At 71.0% G+C, this 19,264-nt stretch carries 17 protein-coding genes; 11 read left to right on the top strand and 6 right to left on the bottom strand.

Annotated features, from left to right (window positions below; translation table 11 throughout):
- Positions 1–34 precede the first annotated feature (34 nt).
- Genes clpS through QRN27_RS05885 form a run of 4 tightly spaced genes read left to right on the top strand, consistent with a single transcriptional unit; the run spans position 35 to position 3,600 of the window.
- Positions 35–319 (top strand): ATP-dependent Clp protease adapter ClpS, encoded by a 285-nt coding sequence (gene clpS / locus QRN27_RS05900; RefSeq protein ID WP_056009029.1) that lies wholly within the window; start codon positions 35–37, stop codon positions 317–319.
- Positions 316–882 (top strand): DUF2017 family protein, encoded by a 567-nt coding sequence (locus QRN27_RS05895; RefSeq protein ID WP_285041107.1) that lies wholly within the window; start codon positions 316–318, stop codon positions 880–882. Before clpS ends, QRN27_RS05895 begins: the two co-directional genes overlap by 4 nt.
- A gap of 36 nt (positions 883–918) precedes the next feature.
- Complete coding sequence (locus QRN27_RS05890) at positions 919–2,124, top strand: glycosyltransferase (protein ID WP_285041106.1); 1,206 nt, start codon at positions 919–921, stop codon at positions 2,122–2,124.
- Between the two features lie 9 nt (positions 2,125–2,133).
- Entirely contained in the window at positions 2,134–3,600 is a 1,467-nt protein-coding gene (locus tag QRN27_RS05885) for an MGDG synthase family glycosyltransferase (protein WP_285041105.1), read from the top strand.
- 19 nt (positions 3,601–3,619) lie between these two features.
- On the opposite strand, the gene QRN27_RS05880 is transcribed toward QRN27_RS05885, so the two are convergent.
- Positions 3,620–5,872: a beta-glucosidase gene (locus tag QRN27_RS05880; protein ID WP_285041104.1), complete on the bottom strand. Its 2,253-nt coding sequence runs from the start codon at positions 5,870–5,872 to the stop codon at positions 3,620–3,622.
- Between the two features lie 105 nt (positions 5,873–5,977).
- Here QRN27_RS05880 and QRN27_RS05875 point away from each other — a divergent pair, with 105 nt between their 5' ends.
- A complete protein-coding gene (locus QRN27_RS05875; protein WP_285041103.1) occupies positions 5,978–6,646 on the top strand; it encodes an ABC transporter ATP-binding protein in 669 nt (222 codons plus the stop codon).
- Complete coding sequence (locus QRN27_RS05870; protein WP_285041102.1) at positions 6,643–8,382, top strand: hypothetical protein; 1,740 nt, start codon at positions 6,643–6,645, stop codon at positions 8,380–8,382. The genes QRN27_RS05875 and QRN27_RS05870 overlap by 4 nt, the downstream gene beginning before the upstream one ends.
- Positions 8,383–8,479: 97 nt before the next feature.
- Here QRN27_RS05870 and QRN27_RS05865 read toward each other — a convergent pair whose 3' ends face one another.
- Positions 8,480–9,481 carry an iron-siderophore ABC transporter substrate-binding protein gene (locus QRN27_RS05865; protein ID WP_285041101.1) on the bottom strand — a complete coding sequence of 334 codons (1,002 nt, stop codon included), beginning with the start codon at positions 9,479–9,481 and terminating at the stop codon, positions 8,480–8,482.
- A 309-nt stretch (positions 9,482–9,790) separates the two neighbouring features.
- On the opposite strand from QRN27_RS05865, the gene QRN27_RS05860 reads away from it, so the two are divergent.
- Positions 9,791–10,348 carry a hypothetical protein gene (locus QRN27_RS05860; protein ID WP_285041099.1) on the top strand — a complete coding sequence of 186 codons (558 nt, stop codon included), beginning with the start codon at positions 9,791–9,793 and terminating at the stop codon, positions 10,346–10,348.
- On the top strand, positions 10,345–11,190 hold the full coding sequence (locus tag QRN27_RS05855) for a hypothetical protein (protein ID WP_285041097.1): 846 nt from the start codon (positions 10,345–10,347) through the stop codon (positions 11,188–11,190). The genes QRN27_RS05860 and QRN27_RS05855 overlap by 4 nt, the downstream gene beginning before the upstream one ends.
- A gap of 158 nt (positions 11,191–11,348) precedes the next feature.
- Here the strand turns inward: QRN27_RS05855 and QRN27_RS05850 are convergent, their stop codons facing one another.
- From QRN27_RS05850 to QRN27_RS05835, 4 genes are read right to left on the bottom strand one after another with little or no spacing between them, the layout of a single operon-like run.
- Positions 11,349–12,152 carry an ABC transporter ATP-binding protein gene (locus tag QRN27_RS05850; RefSeq protein ID WP_285041096.1) on the bottom strand — a complete coding sequence of 268 codons (804 nt, stop codon included), beginning with the start codon at positions 12,150–12,152 and terminating at the stop codon, positions 11,349–11,351.
- 1 nt (position 12,153) lies between these two features.
- Positions 12,154–13,197, bottom strand: coding sequence for a FecCD family ABC transporter permease (locus QRN27_RS05845; protein ID WP_285041095.1), 1,044 nt, complete (start codon positions 13,195–13,197; stop codon positions 12,154–12,156).
- Entirely contained in the window at positions 13,194–14,264 is a 1,071-nt protein-coding gene (locus QRN27_RS05840; protein ID WP_285041094.1) for an iron chelate uptake ABC transporter family permease subunit, read from the bottom strand. The genes QRN27_RS05845 and QRN27_RS05840 overlap by 4 nt, the downstream gene beginning before the upstream one ends.
- Positions 14,265–14,268: 4 nt before the next feature.
- Entirely contained in the window at positions 14,269–15,219 is a 951-nt protein-coding gene (locus QRN27_RS05835) for a siderophore-interacting protein (protein ID WP_285041093.1), read from the bottom strand.
- 121 nt (positions 15,220–15,340) lie between these two features.
- Here QRN27_RS05835 and QRN27_RS05830 point away from each other — a divergent pair, with 121 nt between their 5' ends.
- The 3 genes from QRN27_RS05830 (at position 15,341) to QRN27_RS05820 (ending at position 19,222) form a co-directional block, all read left to right on the top strand.
- Complete coding sequence (locus QRN27_RS05830) at positions 15,341–17,503, top strand: ATP-dependent Clp protease ATP-binding subunit (RefSeq protein ID WP_285041092.1); 2,163 nt, start codon at positions 15,341–15,343, stop codon at positions 17,501–17,503.
- Between the two features lie 228 nt (positions 17,504–17,731).
- Positions 17,732–18,709, top strand: a complete 978-nt coding sequence (locus tag QRN27_RS05825; RefSeq protein ID WP_285041091.1) for a PrsW family intramembrane metalloprotease — start codon at positions 17,732–17,734, stop codon at positions 18,707–18,709.
- 93 nt (positions 18,710–18,802) lie between these two features.
- Complete coding sequence (locus QRN27_RS05820) at positions 18,803–19,222, top strand: hypothetical protein (protein ID WP_285041090.1); 420 nt, start codon at positions 18,803–18,805, stop codon at positions 19,220–19,222.
- Positions 19,223–19,264: the final 42 nt, after the last annotated feature.

Genomic DNA, 19,264 nt, shown 5'->3' with positions numbered 1-19,264 from the left:
GGCACAGCCGCACGCATCGTGGGAGGCTTGGAGGATGGCGCAGATCCTCGACCAGCCGATCGTCGACGAGGCGACCCTCACCATGCAACCGTGGGTCACCATCGTCTGGAACGATCCGGTGAACCTCATGTCCTACGTCTCGCTCGTGTTCCGCAGCTACTTCGGCTACACGCACGAGGAGGCCGAACGACTCATGCTCGCCGTGCACCACGAGGGCCGCGCCGTCGTCGCGACCGGCAACCGCGAGGAGATGGAACGCCACGTCGAAGCCATGCACGGGTACGGGCTCTGGGCCTCGCTCGCGAAGGCCGACGCATGAGCGCCTTCGTCCGGCCACCGGCCGGCCCCGTCGTGCTGCGGCTCGACGAGCAGGAGACCTCCATCCTCGGGCAGCTTGCCGGGCAGCTCGTCGAGATGCTCGAGGACGCGACCCGTGCCGGCCTCGCGAACGCCGTCGAACTCGACCCCGCGATGGCCCGTCTGGTGCCCGAGGGCTACCGCGACGATCCGGAAGCGGCCGCCGAGTTCCGTCGATTCACCGCCGACGACCTCGTCGGCGGGAAGGTGGACGCCGCCCGCACCGTGCTGGCCGCGCTCACGACGGACGACGGTGACACCTCGGTGTCCGGCGCGTCGACCGGACCCGAGGACGGCGCAGCGGTCACGCTCGAGGGCGAGACGGCGTGGACGTGGTTGCGGTTCCTCAACGACACCCGGCTCACCATCGCCGCCCGGCTCGGGATCGAGGAGGACGACGCCGAGGGCTTCGAGCCGCCGACGCCCGAAGCGGACCACGAGCAGGACCCGCAGCTCATGCTCGCCATCTACTCCTGGCTCGGCTACCTGCAGGAGTCGATCGTCGCGGTGCTCGACGAAGCCTGAGCGGCTCCGCGAGCGCCACGGGTAGCCTTGGGGACCATGCACATCCTCGTCTTCAGCGACCAGCATCCCGAGTCGTCCGGCGGGGCCCAGGTCTCGATCCGCCTGCAGCGTCGCTTCCTGGAGGCGGCCGGTCACACCGTGACGGTCTGTGCACCGCGGATGCACCAGACCCACGACGACGACCCCAACTACCTCGACACCCCGTCGATCCCCATCACGCTCGACCGCGAGTACTCGATGACCGTGCCCGGTCGCCTCACCGACCGGTGGCTCGACGCGCGTCTGGCCGCGCTGCCGCCGGTCGACGTCGTGCACGTGCAGGCCGACTTCTGGCAGGCCATCACCGCCTACCGGTACGCCGAGCGGCACGGGATCCCGGCCGTGCACACGATGCACAACCGGATGGACGTCGGGATCGAGCAGACGATGCCGGCCCCTGAGCTCGTCATCGGTGCCCTCTCCTGGTGGCAGCGCCGGGTGCTCCGTCCGCGCCTCTCGACCCTGCCCACCGGCGTGTGGGCCTACCTGCAGGAGTTCGCCAAGCGCGCGGCCGTCGTCATCGCTCCGTCCCACCACTTCGCCCGGGTCCTCCGCGAGCAGGGCGTGACCGCGGAGGCCGAGGTGCTCTCGACGGGTGTGGACGACGCGGTCCTCGACGAGATCCTCGACGAACGGGCCACGACGCTCCGCGTGCCGCACCGCCTGCCGTCCTTCGTCTGGATCGGTCGGTTCAGCCAGGAGAAGCGCCTCATGGAGTTCCTGGAGGCCGTCCGGCTCGCCGAGGTCGATGCGGTGTTCCGCCTGTACGGGGCCGGCCTGCTGCTGTCGAAGGCGCAGGCGTTCGTCGCGGAGCACGACCTCGCCGACAACATCGTGTTCGCCGGGCGCGTGTCCTATCCGGACTCGCTCCGCGCCATCGCCGACGCCGACGCGCTCGTGCAGACCTCGATCGGGTTCGAGACGCAGGGCATGACCGTCTTCGAGGCCGCCGCCCTCGGCACGCCCTCGATCATCAGCGACCCGAACATCGCCGCCGAACTGCCCGACGGCACGATGTGGCAGCCGACGGACGGGAGCGTCGAGGCGCTCGCCGCATCGATCCGCCGCGCGGTCGCCGACATCGACGCCGGCACGGCACCGGTCGTCCCGCCGGAACTCGCGCGCACCCTCCGTCAGTCGACCCAGACCACCCGGCTCGTCGCCCTCTACGAGTCCGCCGTGGCGGATGGAGTGGCGCGCTAGCATCGCCTCATGCAGCGGACGACGACACGGGACCCCGCCACGGGCGGCGACGAACGCATCCTGATCCTGTCGGCGGGGGTCGGTTCCGGCCACAACAGTGCGGCCGCCGCCGTGGAGCAGGCCTGCGTCGGGCGGGCGGACGTCAGCGAGGTCCAGGTCCTCGACGTGCTGCAGGCGAGCACCTCGCTGTACCGCGACGTCCTCGGCAAGGGCTACTTCGTGCTCGTCGAGGAGACGCCGTGGCTCGTGGAGTGGGGCTACGACATCAGCGACGCGCCGTTCCGGCGTCGCGGTCCGCTCGACCCGTGGACCCGGGCGAACGCGATGCCCGTCGTCGCGGCGATCAAGCGGTTCAAGCCGACGGCCATCGTCTGCACCCACTTCCTCCCGGCCCAGCTGCTCGCGTCGCTCATCCTGCGCGGCACCGTGGACGCCCGGACCGCCGTCGTCACGACGGACTACGACTTCCAGGGCCTGTGGCTGACGAGCGCCTTCCACTCGCTGTCGCTCGCGCGGGAGGAGGGACGTGTGCAACTGACCGCCCTCGGTCTGCCGCCCGACCGGGTCGCCGCCACCGGCATCCCCATCGCCGCCCAGCCGAGCAGCCCCGCCGAACGCGATCCGGATGCTCCACCCGCGCTGCTCGTCTCCGCCGGTGCCTCGGGCGGCGACTACGCGCTCGCGGTCGTCCGGCAGACGCTGCACCTGCGTTCGCCGTTCACGGCCACGGTCGTGTGCGGCCGGAACGACGCGCTCCGGCACCGCATCGAGGAACTCATCGCACCGACCGACGACCGGTACACGGTGCTCGGCTTCACCGACGAGATGCCGCAGCTCCTCCGCCGCGCCGACCTCTTCGTCGGCAAGCCGGGAGGGCTGTCGGCGTCGGAGTGCATGGCGGCCGGGCTCCCGATGGTGCTCGTGAACCCCATCCCCGGGCAGGAGGTCCGCAACGGCGACTACCTCATGGAGCAGGGCGCCGCGGTCCGGTGCAACACCGCGACGACGATCGGCTGGAAGATCGACGAGATCCTCCGGGAACCGGGGCGGCTGCAGCGGATGCAGGCGGCCGCTCGGTGCATCGGTCGCCCGGACGCCGCGCGGGACGTCGTCGGCCGCTTGCTCGACGGACCGTCGCGACCGTTCGTCGTGACGAGGGCCGCGCAGAAGACGATCTTCGACGCGAGCGCACGTCGCGTCGTCGCGAGCGAGTTGACGGGGGAGGCTGCACTCGTCCGCCTCGTCGACCCGGTCGCCGAGAGCACGGTCGCCCTGCTCCGCGCTCGCGAACTGGACGAGCTGCAGCAGCGCTACACCGGTCCGGACGGCACGCTCGTCCTGCGCCGCGACGACGCCGTCCTGTCCGTCCGCCGCGACACCCAGCGACTCCTGCGCGCCGTGCTCGGCCGGGACGAGGAGCTGGCCGTCCGGGTGGACGGGCTCGCCGGATCCGAACCGCCGGCACTCACGCGCTGAGCCGGCCGGACGCCGTGGCTCAGCCGGCCGCGCCCTCCGTCGCGACGTCGTCCTCGGTTACCGCGCCGTCGTGCCGGAGCGCCACGGCCGCCGACCAGTCGTCCGGGCTGTGCTGGGCGGCCTGGAGCATCCAGTCGCCCGGACGGGCCGACCAGCGCGTGGTGAACGGGTCGCGTTCGAGCGTCGGTGTCGGGTCGAGGGCGACGCGGACGATCCGCTCCTCACCCGCCTGCAGGGTCACCTTCCGGAACCCCAGGAGCTGGGAGACCGGCCGCGCCCTGGCGACGTCCGCGGCGTAGAGCTGCACGACCGTGGACCCCTCACGCCCGCCGGTGTTCGTCACGCGGACCTCGGCGGTCCCGCCCGACGCGTCGAAGCCGTGGCCGAGCAGACGGTGCTCGATGGTCGTGTAGCCGAGCCCGAACCCGAACGGGAAGGCGGGCGTCCGGCCCTCGTCGTCCAAGCGGCGCTGGCCCCAGCGGTCGTCGTACACGACGGCCTTGGCCGTGCGGTCGAACGGCGGGAGGTGCGCCGGGTCGGTCGGGATCACGAACGGCAGTCGCCCGCCGGGTTCGACCACACCGGTGAGGACGTCGGCCAGTGCTCGACCGCCCTCCATCCCGCCGTACCAGGCGAGCACGAGCGCGGGGACGCGGTGGCGCCACGTCTCGGTGAGGATCGCGCTGCCGCCGACGAGGACGACGACCGTCCTCGGGTTCGCGGCCGTCACGGCGAGGATGAGTCGCTCGTCCGAGGGGCGGAGCCGGAGCGAGGTGCGGTCGCCGCCACGTACGAAGCGCGACGCCAGATGGGCCACCGCGGTGATGGCGCCACGCAGTCGACCGGAGTCGAGGGCTGCTCCCAGCACGCCGACGTCGACGCCGCCGGTGACGACCGACTCGCCCTCGTCGTGCTGGTCGAAACCGACGACGACGATCGCCGTGTCGGCCGCCGCAGCCGCCGCGACGGCAGCCCGAACGTCCCGCGACGGCGCGGTCGTGATCTCCACCTGCGGCAGAGCGTCCCGCAAGCCCTGCAGCGGCGAGACCGTGGAGGGCGGGCGGACGCGCGAGGAGCCGTGGTCGCCGAGGTTCTCCTGGTCGGCGAGGCGACCGAGCACGGCGAGCCAGCGCGTCGTCGCCGGCAGCGGGAGGAGCGGTGTGCCGTCGACCGGGGCGTTGGCGAGGAGGACGATCGACTCCTCGGCCACGTGCCTCACGAGTGCCCGGTGCGCCGAGCCGGCCACGATGTCGGCCGGTGGCTCAGCCGGAGCACGGGTCGCCGCGTGCAGGAGCGTGGTCCGCAGGATGCGTCGCGCGGACTGCAGCACGGTGGCGCGATCCAGGGTGCCCTCCCGCAGGGCAGCGGGCAGCTCGTGCGCCCGTCGCAGGCGGAGCGGCATCTCCACGTCCATCCCGGACTCGAGGCTCCCGACGGCGTCGTGGGTGCCGAAGACCCAGTCGCTCGTCACGAACCCGGTGAACCCCCACTCCTCGCGGAGGACCCCGGTGAGGAGCGGACGGTTGACGTCCATGTACTCCCCGCGCACCCGGTTGTAGGCGCTCATGACCGAGTCGGCTCCGGCGTCGACCACGGCCTTGAAGTGCGGGAGGTAGACCTCGTGCAGGGCGTGGTCGTCGACCGAGACGTCGACCTCGAAGCGTTCGTCCTCCATCGAGTTGAGGGCGAAGTGCTTCACGCAGGCCATCGTGTGCACCCGGACACCTCTGGTCATCGCCGAGCCCATCCGTCCCGTCAGCACCGGATCCTCGCCGTAGCACTCCTGCGCGCGCCCCCAGGCGGGATGCCGGAGCAGGTTGACACAGACCGAGGCCGAGTAGTTCGCGCCGCGGACACGGGTCTCCGCACCGATGGCCGTCCCGACCTGCTCCTCCAACTCCGGATCCCAGGTGGCCGCGCGCGCCATCGTCACGGGGAAGGCCGTGGACGAGCCGATGACCACACCGCGGGCACCGTCGCTGAAGCGGATCCCCGGGATCCCGAGGCGGGGGACCGCGCCTGCCACGAACGGCCGACGGTGGAGCAGGAGGGGGATGAGGGGCAGCAACCGCCGCGGGGAGTCGCCGTCGAGCAGTCCGAGGAGCTCCCGGTCGGTCAGCCGCTCGATGAGCCGCTCGGCACCGGTGTCGGCGTCGATCCGTCCGTCGCGGATCTGCCGGACGACCTCGTCATAGGCGTCCGGGTCGGGTGATCCGCCTGCGCGGCGCTGTCTCGGCGGACGAGCGTTGCGACGCCCGGTGACGATTCCCATGCTCTGCATTCTGCACCCTCGTCGGGCCCCAGGCGGTGCGAGGCCCTCGCCCGGATCCGTCGCGCGGCGGAGGACACCCGGGCACCCGCCTGCAAGGATGGAACGATGTCGGAACACGTGGGGGGACCGGCTGCCGAGACGCAGCCGCTGATCGAGGCCGACGAGGTCAGCGCCGTGATCGACGGCGAGACCCTGTTGGCGCCGACGGACATCCGGGTCGAGCGGGGGATGGCGCTCGCCGTCCGTGGGCGCAACGGCTCCGGCAAGACGACCCTCCTCCGGATCCTGAGTGGCCGGATGCGTCCGTCGAGCGGCGCCGCGACGATCGACGGCCGGACGATCGACGATCGCGACCACGCGGTCCGTAGATCGGTGTCCGCGCTCGTCGGCACCCCCGCCTACGCCCCTGACCTGACGCTCCGCGAACACCTGCGCTACATCTCCACCACCTGGGGCGTGACCGGGGGCGCGGCCGATGACGCGGCCGATGAGTTGCTCGCCGAGCTGCGCATCGACGCGCTCGCGCGACGCTTCACGACGGAACTGTCCTCGGGCCAGTCGCAGATATTCGCCCTGGCGACGGCGCTCGTGCGGCCCTTCGACGTGCTCATCCTCGACGAACCCGAGCAGCGCCTCGACGCCGAACGGCGGGCACTGGTCGCGGATCGCATCGTCCTCGCGAAGGAACGCGGAGCGGCGGTCGTCTTCGCGAGCCACGACCCCGGACTCATCGAGCGGATCGCCGACGAGGCGATCACGGTCGAAGCCCCGTGACCACCCCCGAGCTCGGCACGGCGCGCGAGGACCGTCGCATCTTCCGCGCGAGCCGCGCTGTCCTCGCCGCGCGCGACGGTCGCCCGCGGGCCACCGACATCGCGTTCGTCCTCTACGCCGGGTTGCTCGTTGCGCTCATCGCGGGTGCGCCGCTCGTCCGGTTCGCGGTGCTCGGACTGATCGAACCCGATGCCGCCAGCGTGGTTTCGGCCGTGCGCCCCGGGGTGGTCGCGCTGATCGCGGCGGTCATGACGATCGTCGTCGTGCTCGGCGCGCGGTCGCGTGGCCCGGTCGTGCCCCGCCCGATGTCCGTGCAGTTCCTCGCGGACTCGCCGCTCCCCAGGCGACTGACCCTGCGCCGGCCCTTCGTCGGCTCCGTCCTCGCGCTGGCGGGGCTCTCGGTCCTGGCGGCCGGGGTGGTCGGCCTGTCGCGCCTCCTGGTGTCGGGGGAGCCCGCCGCCGTCTCCGTCGGGGCGGCAGCCGAGAGCGCCTCGCTGATCGGCCTCTCCGGCCCGACCTCGCCCGCCGCCGTCGTGGCCCTCCTCATCGGCGCCCTCGGGTTCGCGCTCCTCCTCTCGGTGGCCTGGCTGGTGGGTCAGCAGGGCTCGCGGCGCGCCGTTGCCGTCATCGCCTCCGTCGCCGGCGGCGTGGGGATCCTCGGGCTCCTCGTCCCCGGAGGGCTGCTCCTCTCCCCGTGGGGATGGCTGGGACTGCTCTGGTCGCCCGTCGTGGGTGGTGTCGAGAGCCTCGTGCTCGGGAGCGCCCTCGCGACCGGCGACTGGGCGGCGCTGTTCACCTGGGGCGGTGGCGGCTGGTTCGCGGTGGTCGGCGTACCGGTCGCCTGGTGGCCGGCGGTGGCCCTGGTCCTCCTCGGGCTCCTCGCGCTCCTGCTCGTCCCGCGCGAACTGGACCGCCTCCGGAGCGGGCCGCTCCTCGAGCAGGCGCTGCGGTGGCAGCGCGTCGGGATGATGGTGCAGAGCGGCGACGCCTCCGGTGCCGTCGGCGGCCTCCGCGCCTCGCCGACGCGAGGCCGACGGATCCCGCTCCGGATGGGTGGTCCGTTCTGGCTCGTCGTCCTCCGCCGGTCGGTCGTCGGTGCGCGTCGCACGCCGGCACGGATGCTGCTCGGCTCGTCGGTGCTCGTCGCGTCGGGAGCCGCGGTCGTCATCGCGCTCGGTCTTCCGGACGGCGTTCGGTGGATGCTCGCCCTCCCGGCGGTGTTCGGCGCCTACCTCGCGGTCGGTGTGTGGTGCGATGCCGTCCGGCACGGCGTCGACAGCGCCGGTGCTCCCACCCTCTACGGCCGGAGCCCGCGCGCGCTCGTCCTCGCCGGTGCGCTCGCACCCCTCATCGCCGTCCTCGGATTCGGTGGTGTCGGTGCCGTGCTCGGGCTCCTGGTGGTCTCGATGTCCGGCGGGACCCTGCTCCTGCAGCCCCTGGGGTGGTGGCTGCTGCTCGGACCCTGGCTCGTCGTGCTGCGGGTCTTCGACGCCGCAAAGGGGCCGCTGCCGATCGGCCTGCTCATGCCGATCCCGACGCCGGTCGGTGACGTCTCGTCCCTGAACGTCCTCATCTGGCAGTCGGACGCCGTCCTGTTGGCGTTCCTCATCGGTGGCGGGCTGACGGTGCTCTTCCCGGTGTCGGGAGGGGTTGCCGTCGCACTGCTCCTGGTCGCCCTGCTGCTCGTCGGGTTGCTGGGCGCGATGCGGCTGCGGACGCTGGTGCGGCCGGCCTGACCGACGCGGGCGGTGGAGGCGGAGAGCACGAGAGCCGGAGGGAACACGTGGTTCCGTCCGGCTCTCGGGTGCAGCCCCTCGCGGGGTGCCGCTGTGCCTACTTCGCGACCTTGGCGGCGGCCTCGGCGAGCTTCGGGACGAGCTGCTCGAGGACCACGGGGATGCTCAGCACCGATGCGGCGCTGTAGGCCTGCGTGAGCTCGTCGGTCGGGTCGAGGATGATGGCGCGGCCGTCCTGCACGACGGGGAGGCTTGCGAGCAGAGGGTCGCCGGTCGTCTCGGCGGCGGTGAAGCCGATCGGGAGCATGACGGCGACGTCGGCGTCGAAGGCCGAGACCTGCTCCGCCGACACGGCCGCGTAGAAACCGGCCGTCTCGAGGTCGAGGACGGCGGGGTTCTGTCGGAAGCCGAGGTCGGCGAGGATGTCGAAGCGCCCGTCGCCCTCGAGGTAGGCGCCGTAGGCGTCGCCGAACTTCGTCGCCGCGACCGCGGTCAGGCCGGCGAACTCCTGGTGGAGGTCTGCGGCTTCGTTGATGGACTGCTTCGTGGCGGACACGAGCGCGTCGCCCTCCTGGGTCTTGCCGAGCGCTGCGGCGACCTGCTCGAGCTGGACGTCCCACGGGGTCGCGAACGCGGCGGTGCCCTTCGGTGCGAAGACCGTCGGGGCGATCTTGGAGAGTCGCTCGTACTGCTTCTCGTCGCCCGCGGAGCGCGTGTTGAGGATGAGGTCGGGCTCGAGGGCCTGGATCTGTTCGTAGTTGACGGTGTCGCCGCTGTCCTCGATGATCTCCGGGGTGACGTCGCCGAAGAGCTCCGTCGCCCAGGGGCCGACGCCCTTGTTGTCGGCTCCGAGGGACTGCCAGTCGTAGACGCCGACGGGCACGACGCCGAGGGAGAGCGCCATCTCCGCGTCGGACCAGCCGAGTGCGACGACGGTGAGGTCGCCGGCGGGTTCGGGGACCGTGACCTGGCCGAACATCGTGTCGACGGTGCCGAGCGTGCCCGTTGACGCGTCGTCGGTGGAGGACCCGGCGGTGCAGCCGGCGAGGGCGAGGCCGGCGACCGCGAGAGCGGCGACGGCGGTGAGGGTGCGGGGCATGCGGCGCATGTTCTGCTTTCCGTAGAGAGTGCGGGGGATGAGGTAAGCCTAAGCTTCCTGGGTCACGTCCCGGTAACGACTGGTGGTTCGGCCAGCGCGGTGCGCTGACGTGAGCGCGGTGCGCTGACGTGAGCGCGGGTCTCTGAGGCGAGCGCGGGTCTCCGGAGGGGCGAGCTCACCTCCACGGGGCGCGCTCGCGTCAGCGCACCGCGCTGGCAAAAGGGCCAGTTGCGCAGCATATGTCGGTGTAGGCATATCTGCTCTGTGGATAACCGCAGGAGGGCGGAAGAGCAGCCATAGCGTCGATGGATGCCAGTCACCCAACTTCCTCGCGCCCTCACCGCCCTCGTCCTCGTTGGATCGATCCTCGCCCTGGCCGCGTGCACCGGCCCTGATCCATCACCCCCGACGAGCAGTTCGCCACCGCCGGTGTTCGCGAATGAGGAGGAGGCGCTGGCAGCCGTGACGGAGAAGCTCGATGCCTTCATCCTTGCCGTCAACACGATCGGGGCGACAGGCGAAGACCTAGAGCAACTCGACGAGGTATTCACGCCCGAGCTGTCCGAGGCAGAGTCTGCGGGCTTCGCCGAGATGACCTCGAACGGATGGCACACCACGGGGGAGGCCTCAGTGACGCGAGTCGAACTCGTCCACTGGTGGGACCGGCCGGATGCTGTCCACGTTGTGGCGGTTGTTCGAGCTTGCATCGACTACACCGGCGTCGATGTTCTCGACGCAAACGGAGCGTCGGTTGTCAGGCCGGAGCGGGACGAGCTACGCGCCACGGAGATGCAACTGGTTTCGGAGAACGAGGCGCTTCTCATATCCAGCAAGAACCCCATCTCGGAAAGTGACATCTGCGCATGATCAAGCAAGCCTTTCAGGCCCTGGCCATTTCTCTAGCGATCGCGATGACTGTTACTGCTCCGCTCTCCGCCGCCCAGGCGAGTGGTTGCACGGAGGTGGACTATCTCAATGGCGCCTGCATCGGCAGCGGTTCGGTCGACATCGGCGGCAGCGTCGAGCGTCCCGGAACCGGTGGTGGCGGCTCCGGGGGCTCTGGCGGTGGTGAAAGCGGCGGGGGTTCGGCCGAGCTTCCACCCGGCGTGACCGACGGGCCCAATGGCGAACGGACCGTGTGCAGCCTCATCCGCCCCGACGACTGCTACACGATCACTCCCGGTGAGCTGATCCCCGGCTTCGAACCCACGCCCGCCGCACAACCGGTCACCATCCGTGAGCTCATCAGCTTCGCGCCCGCGGCCCCGACCATCACCACGGAACCTGACGCATGGGGCATCCGCGGGCTCCACACCAACGTCATCGCCGGCGCATCGGGCCACACGCGCTCCGGGACCCTCCTCGGGCAGACGGCGGAGGTGAACTTCATCCCCGTCGGATTCACCATCGACTACGGCGACGGCACGACCACCACCAGCAGCACCGGCGGTGCCACCTGGGCCTCGCTCGGTCTCCCGGAGTTCTCCAAGACGCCCACCAGCCACCGCTACACGACCGTCGGCACCAAGACCATCACGGCCGAGGTGGAGTACGCGGCCGAGTACCGGATCGGCGACAGTGGTTGGCTCCCCGTCTCCGGAACCCTCAGCATCCCGACGGACACCCCGCACCCCATCCAGGTCGTCCGCAACGCGACGGTCGGCGTCGACCAGCCCTGCCGACCCGGCAAACGGACCGTCGGCTGCTGAACCCGGCACCCGTTCACTGCCGTGAGCGCGCCCCGTCGGCGTGAGCGCACCTCTCCGGAGGCCCGCGCTCACGTCACCGGGGCGCGCCCGTGCCCGCAGCACCGCGCTCACGCCAGCGCACCGCGCCGGCAGCGCCCCACCGTGATCGACGGGTCGCGTCAGTGCGCGCCCATGAGCGGGATGACCAGGGGCGTGTGCGACTCGGGGTCATCGATGATGCGGCAGCGGAGGCCGAAGACCTCCTCCACCAGCTCCGCGGTCACGATGTCGGATGGCGCCCCCTGCGCGACCACACGACCGTCGCGCATCGCGATCAGGTGCGTCGCGTACCTGGCCGCCTGGTTCAGGTCGTGCAGCACCGCGACGAGCGTGCGGCCACCCTCCTGATTGAGGCGGGTGAACAGGTCGAGGAGCTCCACCTGGTGCGTGATGTCGAGGAACGTCGTCGGCTCGTCGAGCAGCAGCAACGGGGTGTCCTGGGCGAGCGCCATCGCGACCCACACGCGCTGACGCTGGCCACCCGACAGCTCGTCGACGAGCCGACCGGACAGCTCGGACACGTTCGTCGCCTCCATCGCCGCGATCACGGCCGCCTCGTCAGCAGCCGACCAGCGCTTGAGGATCGACTGATGCGGGTACCGCCCGCGCGACACCAGGTCGATCACCGAGATGCCGTCGGGCGCGATCGACGTCTGCGGCAGCAGGCCGATGCGTTTCGCGACCTCCTTCGACGGGAACCGGGTGATCTCCTGCCCGTCGAGCAGCACGTGTCCCTGCGTCGGCTTGAGCAATCGGGCCAGGGCGCGGAGGAGCGTCGACTTGCCGCAGGCGTTCGGGCCGACGATGACGGTGAACGAGTCGTCGGGGATCGCGAGGTCGAGCTCGTGGATGATCGTCCGCTGGTCGTAGCCGACGCGGAGTCCGGAGCCGGCGAGTCTCGGGGTGGGGGATTCGGTCTTCATGTCAGCGCTTTCCCGCCTGCGTGATGAGCAGGGCGATGAGGTAGATGCCACCGAGGGTCACGGTCACCGCGCCGACCGGCAGGGCGGCCGGGGCGATGATCCGCTGGGCCACGACGTCGCTCACGAGGAGCAACGCCGCGCCCATGGCGGCCGAGGGTACGAGGGTGATGCCGGCCGACTTCGTCAGTCGTCGTGCGAGTTGGGGTGCGGCGAGGGCGACGAAGACGATCGGGCCGGCGACCGCGGTCACGGTCGCCGTCAGGGCGACCCCGACGACGAGCAGTAGCAGTCGCGTGCGCTCGACCGGGATACCGAGCGCCTTCGCGATGTCGTCACCGAGTTCGAGCATGCCGAGCCGACGCGACAGGAGCCCGAGCAGCGGCACCAGGACCGCGACGGCGATCGTCACCGGGACGACGTCGCTCCAGCCGAGGTCGGCCAAGGAACCCATGCCCCAGCTCGCCGCCGCGATCGCCGCGTTGAGGTCGGCGCGCAGCTGCAGGTAGTCGTTGAACGCGTTGAGGACGGCGCTGATCGCGATGCCGATCACGATGAGCCGGAACCCCTGGACGCCCCTCGACCAGGCGAGGACGTACACGACGAGCGCGGTCGCGAGCCCGCCGATCAGCGCGCCCGTGACCGTCGCGGCATACCCACCGCCGACGACCAGGGTGACGATGAGCGCACCCGTGAAGGCGCCGGAGTTGAAGCCGATGATGTCCGGGCTGCCGAGCGGGTTGCGGGTGATCGACTGGAAGATCGCCCCGGACAGCCCGAGGGCGATCCCGCCAACCACCGCGATCACCACCCGGGGCAGTCGCCACTCCAGCACGATCCGCAGCACGCTCTCCGAACCGTCACCCGCGAACGCCGCGAGGAGCTTGCCGAGCGGGATGCGGTACTCGCCCTGGGTGACCGCGAACGCCCCGACGGCCACGACGATCACGGACAGGATCGCGACGACGGCGAGCTCGCGCCGATGCACCACCCAGCTGATCGGACCGAGGCGCACGGTGCGGCGCCCCGGCTCGGCGAACGCGGTCACAGCCCCTGCGCTCTCGACCGGCGGATCAGCACGATGAGCACTGGCGCACCGATGAACGCGGTCACGATGCCGACGGGCATCTCGCCGGGCACGGCCACCCGCCCGAGGAGGTCGGACAGCAGGAAGATGATCGGAGCGAACACCATGGTGAACGGCAGCGTCCAGCGCTGGTCCGGACCGACGACGGCTCGGGCGAGGTAGGGCGACATGAGCCCGAGGAACGCGATCGGCCCGGCCGCCGCGGTGGCCGAACCGCACAGGAGGGTGATCGCGACGACTGACAGCACGCGCGTCCGGAGGACCTTCGTGCCGAGCGAGGTCGCGAGGTCGTCCCCGAGGGCGACGGCGTTGAGCGACCAGGAGACGACGAGCGCGAGGAGCGCGCCGACGACGAGGAACGGCAGCACCCCGAGGAACACGTCCAGCTGGCGGTTCTGCAGGGAGCCGGCCTGCCAGAAGCGGATCTTGTCGAAGATGTCGGGGTTCCGGATGGTGATGGCGAAGGTCACGCCCTGCAGCGTCGCGGAGAGGGCGACCCCGGCGAGGACGAGGCGCACCGGCGTGGCCCCTGCCCGCCCACGCGAGCCGATCACGTAGACCACGACGGACGCGACGCCCGCGCCGGCGAACGACCACCAGACGTACGAGCCGAGGTCCGCCGCCCCGGCGATGGCGACGGCCAGGACGACCGCCAGGTACGCGCCCGCGTTGACGCCGAGGATGCCCGGGTCGGCGAGTGGGTTGCGGGTGACCGCCTGCATCATCGCCCCGGCGAGTCCGAGTGCCGCACCGACGCCGATCGCGAGGAGCATGCGGGGCACCCGGAACCCGCTCACCAGGATCGCGTTCGTGTCGTCGCCGCCCTGCGTGAGCGCCCGCCACACCTCCGACACGCTGATGGTGCCGGAACCGATGAAGAGACTCGCGGCGGCGATGACCGCGAGGAGGAGGAGCGCGGCGACGAGCAGGAGCCAACGCGCGGTCGTCGTCCGCGCGATGCCGGTGGAGGCCTCGCGGGCGCGGGCGGCCGCGGTCGGGAGCCGCAGGCTGTCGAGGTCGGCGCTCACCGGCTCATCGGTTGTCTTCGGCCCTGCCGTGGCGCCAATAGCCCATGAACGCGACCGACTTGCGGTCGACGCCGCAGCCGGAGACGAGGTGCCTGCGCAGCGTCTTGATGGCGGAGGCTTCCCCTGCCAGCCAGGCGTAGAGCGGCGCACTCTCGAGCACCGGCCCTCCGGTCGCGTTGACGGGTGCCTCCCAGAGCAGCTCGGTGTCGACGTCGACGTCCTCCAGCGCGGGCTGCGTGGCGATCGTCGCGGTGTCGACCGACGGTGCGAGACGACCGGCGATCCGCTCGACCTCGGGGATGAGGAGGGTGCCGACGGGCTGCGTTCCGCGGGGGAGCACGATGAGCTCGACGCCGTCGGGCTTCGTGGAGAGGGCGGCGACGTCGTCGGCGTGGGGGAGCTCGACGACGGCGATCCCGCGGGCGGTGTCCGGCAGGCTCTCGAGGATGCCGGCGATCGCCGGGAGCGCCGTCTCGTCACCGGCGAGGAGGACCTGGTCGACCGTCGCCGGCGCGTGCCAGTCGATGCCGCCGGCCGCCACGGCAGACCGCGCGTTCGGGACGTTGACGACGAGCTCATCGCCCACCTCGGCGTCCATCGCCCAGGAGGATGCCGGTCCGACGCGGCCGTGGATGGCGATGTCGACGTCGAATTCGGCGAGCTCCGGCCGGACCTCGCGGATCGTGTAGGTCCGCATCGGGTGACGCTTATCGTTGGGCAGCATCCGCCAGGCCTGGTACCAGTCGTCGTGCATGGGCAGCTCGTCGAACCCGGTGTCGGGCAGCGGGAAGAGCAGTTTGATGCGCTGATCATGGCGGTTGTCCGCGATGTGCTGGACCTCGGGACCGGTGAACGTGAATCGCCGATAGCTCGGGCTCACCTGCTCGATCCGCCGGACGACGGCTGCGAGGAGGATGAAGATCGAGTCGGGGGTCTGTTCACTGAGGCGAGGCATCGATAGGTAAGCCTACCCTTCTACGAGCTGGAGGGCACCTGTCGGTCGCATCTTGTCGCCTGGTTGGCGCGGTGGTAAACTTGAGTCAGATTCACTCAAGTTTGAACAGGAGACCGTACCCATGCCAGCAGGCCAGACGCCTCAGCAGGAGGATCAGCGCAGCGCGCTCGAGCAGTACGGCGTCAACCTGACCGAGATCGCCGCGTCGGGCAAGCTCGACCCGGTCATCGGCCGCGACGCCGAGATCCGTCGTGTGAGCCAGGTGCTCACCAGGCGTACCAAGAACAACCCCGTCCTCATCGGCGAACCCGGGGTCGGCAAGACCGCCGTCGTGGAGGGCCTCGCCCAGCGGATCGTCGCGGGCGACGTTGCCGAGAGTCTCAAGGGCAAGCAGCTCGTGTCGCTCGACCTCTCCGCCCTCGTGGCAGGTGCCATGTACCGCGGGCAGTTCGAGGAGCGACTCAAGGCCGTCCTCAAGGAGATCGACGAGTCCGACGGTCAGATCATCACCTTCATCGACGAGCTGCACGTGCTCATGGGCGCCGGCGGTGGTGAAGGCTCCGTCGCCGCGGCGAACATGCTGAAGCCCATGCTCGCTCGCGGTGAACTGCGACTCATCGGCGCGACCACCCTCGACGAATACCGCGAGTTCGTCGAGAAGGACGCCGCCATGGAGCGGCGGTTCCAGCAGGTCTTCGTCGGGGAGCCGAGCGTGGAGGACACCATCGCCATCCTCCGCGGGTTGAAGGAACGCTACGAGGCCCACCACAAGGTGGCTATCGCCGACAACGCGCTCGTCGCCGCGGCCTCGCTCTCCAACCGGTACATCACGTCGCGCCAGCTGCCAGACAAGGCCATCGACCTCATCGACGAGGCGGCCAGCCGCCTCCGCATGGAGATCGACTCCGCCCCGGTCGAGATCGACGAACTCCGACGCAGCGTCGACCGTCTGAAGCTCGAAGAGCTCGCGCTGAAACGGGAAAAGGACGACGCCTCCAAGGAACGCCTCGCCCGCCTGCGGGAAGACCTCGCCACACGCCAGCAGGCGCTCGGTGAGCTGCAGGCCCGGTGGGAGAAGGAGCGCGCGAGCCTCAACCGGGTCGGCGACCTCAAGAAGCAGCTCGACGCCGCCCGCAGCAAGGCCGAACGCGCGCAACGCGAGGGCAAGCTCGAGCAGGCCTCGAAGCTCCTCTACGCCGACATCCCCCAGCTCGAACGCGAGTTGGCGATGGCGGAGTCCGCCGAGCAGGATGCCGACGGTGAGCCCCGCATGGTCAACGACCAGGTGACCGCCGAAGACATCGCGGCCGTGATCGCCGCCTGGACCGGCATCCCCGTGGGCCGACTGCTCCAGGGCGAGACGGAGAAGCTGCTGCACCTCGAGCAGGAGCTCTCCCGCCGCCTCATCGGTCAGCACCGCGCGGTCGCCGCCGTGTCCGACGCCGTCCGCCGCACCAGGGCCGGCATCTCCGACCCCGACCGCCCGACCGGGTCCTTCATGTTCCTCGGCCCCACCGGCGTCGGTAAGACGGAGCTCGCGAAGGCGCTCGCCGAGTTCCTCTTCGACGACGAGAAGGCCATGGTCCGGATCGACATGTCCGAGTACGGCGAGAAGCACTCGGTCTCCCGACTCGTGGGAGCCCCTCCCGGCTACGTCGGCTACGAGCAGGGCGGTCAGCTGACCGAGGCCGTACGTCGGCGCCCGTACTCGGTGGTCCTCCTCGACGAGGTGGAGAAGGCGCACCCGGAGGTGTTCGACATCCTGCTCCAGGTGCTCGACGATGGACGACTGACCGACGGTCAGGGCCGCACGGTCGACTTCCGGAACGTGATCCTCGTGCTGACATCCAACCTCGGCTCGCAGTATCTGATGGACGCCTCGCTCTCCCTCGAGCAGAAGGAGGAGGCCGTCCAGCAGCTCGTGCGCCAGGCGTTCAAGCCGGAGTTCGTGAACCGGCTCGACGACATCGTCGTGTTCCAGCCGCTCAGCGAGGAGGAGCTCGGCCAGATCGTCGAGCTCTACATCGACCGCCTGCAGCGTCGCCTCGGCGAGCGTCGACTGCACCTGGCCGTGACGCCCGATGCCCGGGCCTGGCTCGCTGAGCGCGGCTACGACCCGCTCTACGGCGCGCGTCCGCTGCGTCGACTCATGCAGCGGGAGATCGACGACCGCCTGGCGCGGTCGATCCTCGACGGGTCGATCCGCGACGGCGACACGGTCCACGTCGGGCTGGCGCTCGACGGCGATGGCCTGACGGTCGAACGTGCGGAGGTCCCGGCCTAGCGTCGCCCGATCGTCGTGGCCGGCGCGGTGCGCTGACGTGACCGCGGCCCACCGACGTGAGCGCGGCCCACCATAGGGGCGCGCTCACGCGTGTACCCCGCGCTCACGCGACAGCGCCGCGTCGGAAGTCACCCCCGAATGGGGGAGGAACCCCCTGTCGTGCGGCGGGCGACGCGCACTAGCGTGATCCTCGCCATGGGCCCGATCGGCGCGCCCTGAGAGGACCCGATGTCACACGCAGCCCCGAGCACGACCCCCGAGACGATCGAGCCGCCAGCCCCGATCTGGCGACGCCGCCACGCGACCACCTGGTTCTTCTTCGGTGGGCTGGGTCTCTGGGCGTTCCTCCTCCTCGTGCCGCACGTGCTCCTCGGGAACCCGGCGGTCATCCCCGCCTGGATCCTCCTCGGCTCCGGCCTGGCCGCCGCCACGCTGCTCCTCGTGATGGTGCGGCGCCTGCAGCCGGGCGACGGGGTCACCATCCCCGTCCTCCTGTGGGCGGTGCTCGTCGGTGGTTTCGTCGCGATCTCGCTCGGCAGCACCTTCGACTCCCTCATCGGAGTGGCCGCGACCGATCTGCGCGACAACCCGCGCGACGTCGGCCTGTTCTTCGCCGGTGTCGCGGAGGAGCTCGCGAAGATCATCGCGGTCGTCATCATCGCCTGGCGCCTGCCGCGCAAGACCGCTCGCGGAGGACTCTTCGTCGGCGGGGCCGTCGGCATCGGGTTCGCGGTCCTCGAGAACCTCTGGTACATCGGGCAGGGCTGGGCGCAGGGCGTCGAGGACACGCAGAAGCTGGCCGCCGGCGCGACTCCGATCGAGACGATCATCGCCCACCCATCGTTCGAGGCGGCACGAGCGGCCGTCGGGAGGACGATCTTCGACCCTGTCGGTCACCCGCTGTGGACGGCGCTCCTGGCCGCCGCTGTGTTCGCCGCCGCACGCAACGGCCGCTTCCGGGTCACCCTCGGCGTCGTGCTCGCCTATCTGGGGGTCGCGATCATGCACGGGCTCTGGGACGGGAACGCCGTGGTCTGGGGGCTGCTCTTCCCCGACAACCCGGCCCTCGGCATCCTCAGCCTGCCCACCCTCGTGGTCCTCGTGGTCGTGTTCGCCCTGGTGTGGCGTGCCTGGGCGCGCCGGATCAACCGCGAGGCCGGGGTCGTGTCGCTCCACGTCCCGCGTCGCCGCCGGACGAAGGCCTGACCGCCGCGCCTCGACTCCTGCGCCCACGACGTGTCGGGCACGCGGGGGAGTAGCGTGAGGCGCACCCGATCCGAGACACCCGAGGAGACGCCCATGCTGGGACGCAAGACCTTCGAACAGCGCGAGGTCGACCAGGCGAAGGCGATGATCGCTGCCCTCATCGCCGGACGGGCGACCCTCGCCGAGGCCGGAGCCGACCCCGCGGCTGTGGCGGTGGTCGACCCCGAGTTCTTCACCGGCCTGACCCTCGTGCTCGACCGACCCTTCGTCCATCGGGTGCGGTCGGTGCTCGGCCGAGGGCCGGGTGCCCTGAACGAGCTGGAACTCATCGTCGCATCGATCATCGAACACGAGCGGGTGTTCACGGTCGGTACCGTCCTGACGTACGCGGTGGAGGGCTCGTTCACCGGCCTCGTCCCCGGCGAGACGATCCGGCTCGGTGCCGAGCAGTTCGAACGCCTCGCCGTCGGCGTCTTCGCCGAGCTGGAGGAGCTGTTCGTCGGTCCGGCGTGACCTGCGTCATCGGCCGCGAGCCTGCGCCGTGAGCCAGGCGGA

Origin of the sequence: Plantibacter sp. LMC-P-059a, from assembly GCF_030209505.1 — a bacterium.
Classification (GTDB): Bacteria; Actinomycetota; Actinomycetes; order Actinomycetales; family Microbacteriaceae; genus Plantibacter.
Note: the sequence above shows the minus strand (reverse complement) of the source record. Positions and strands in the feature narration are given on the sequence as shown.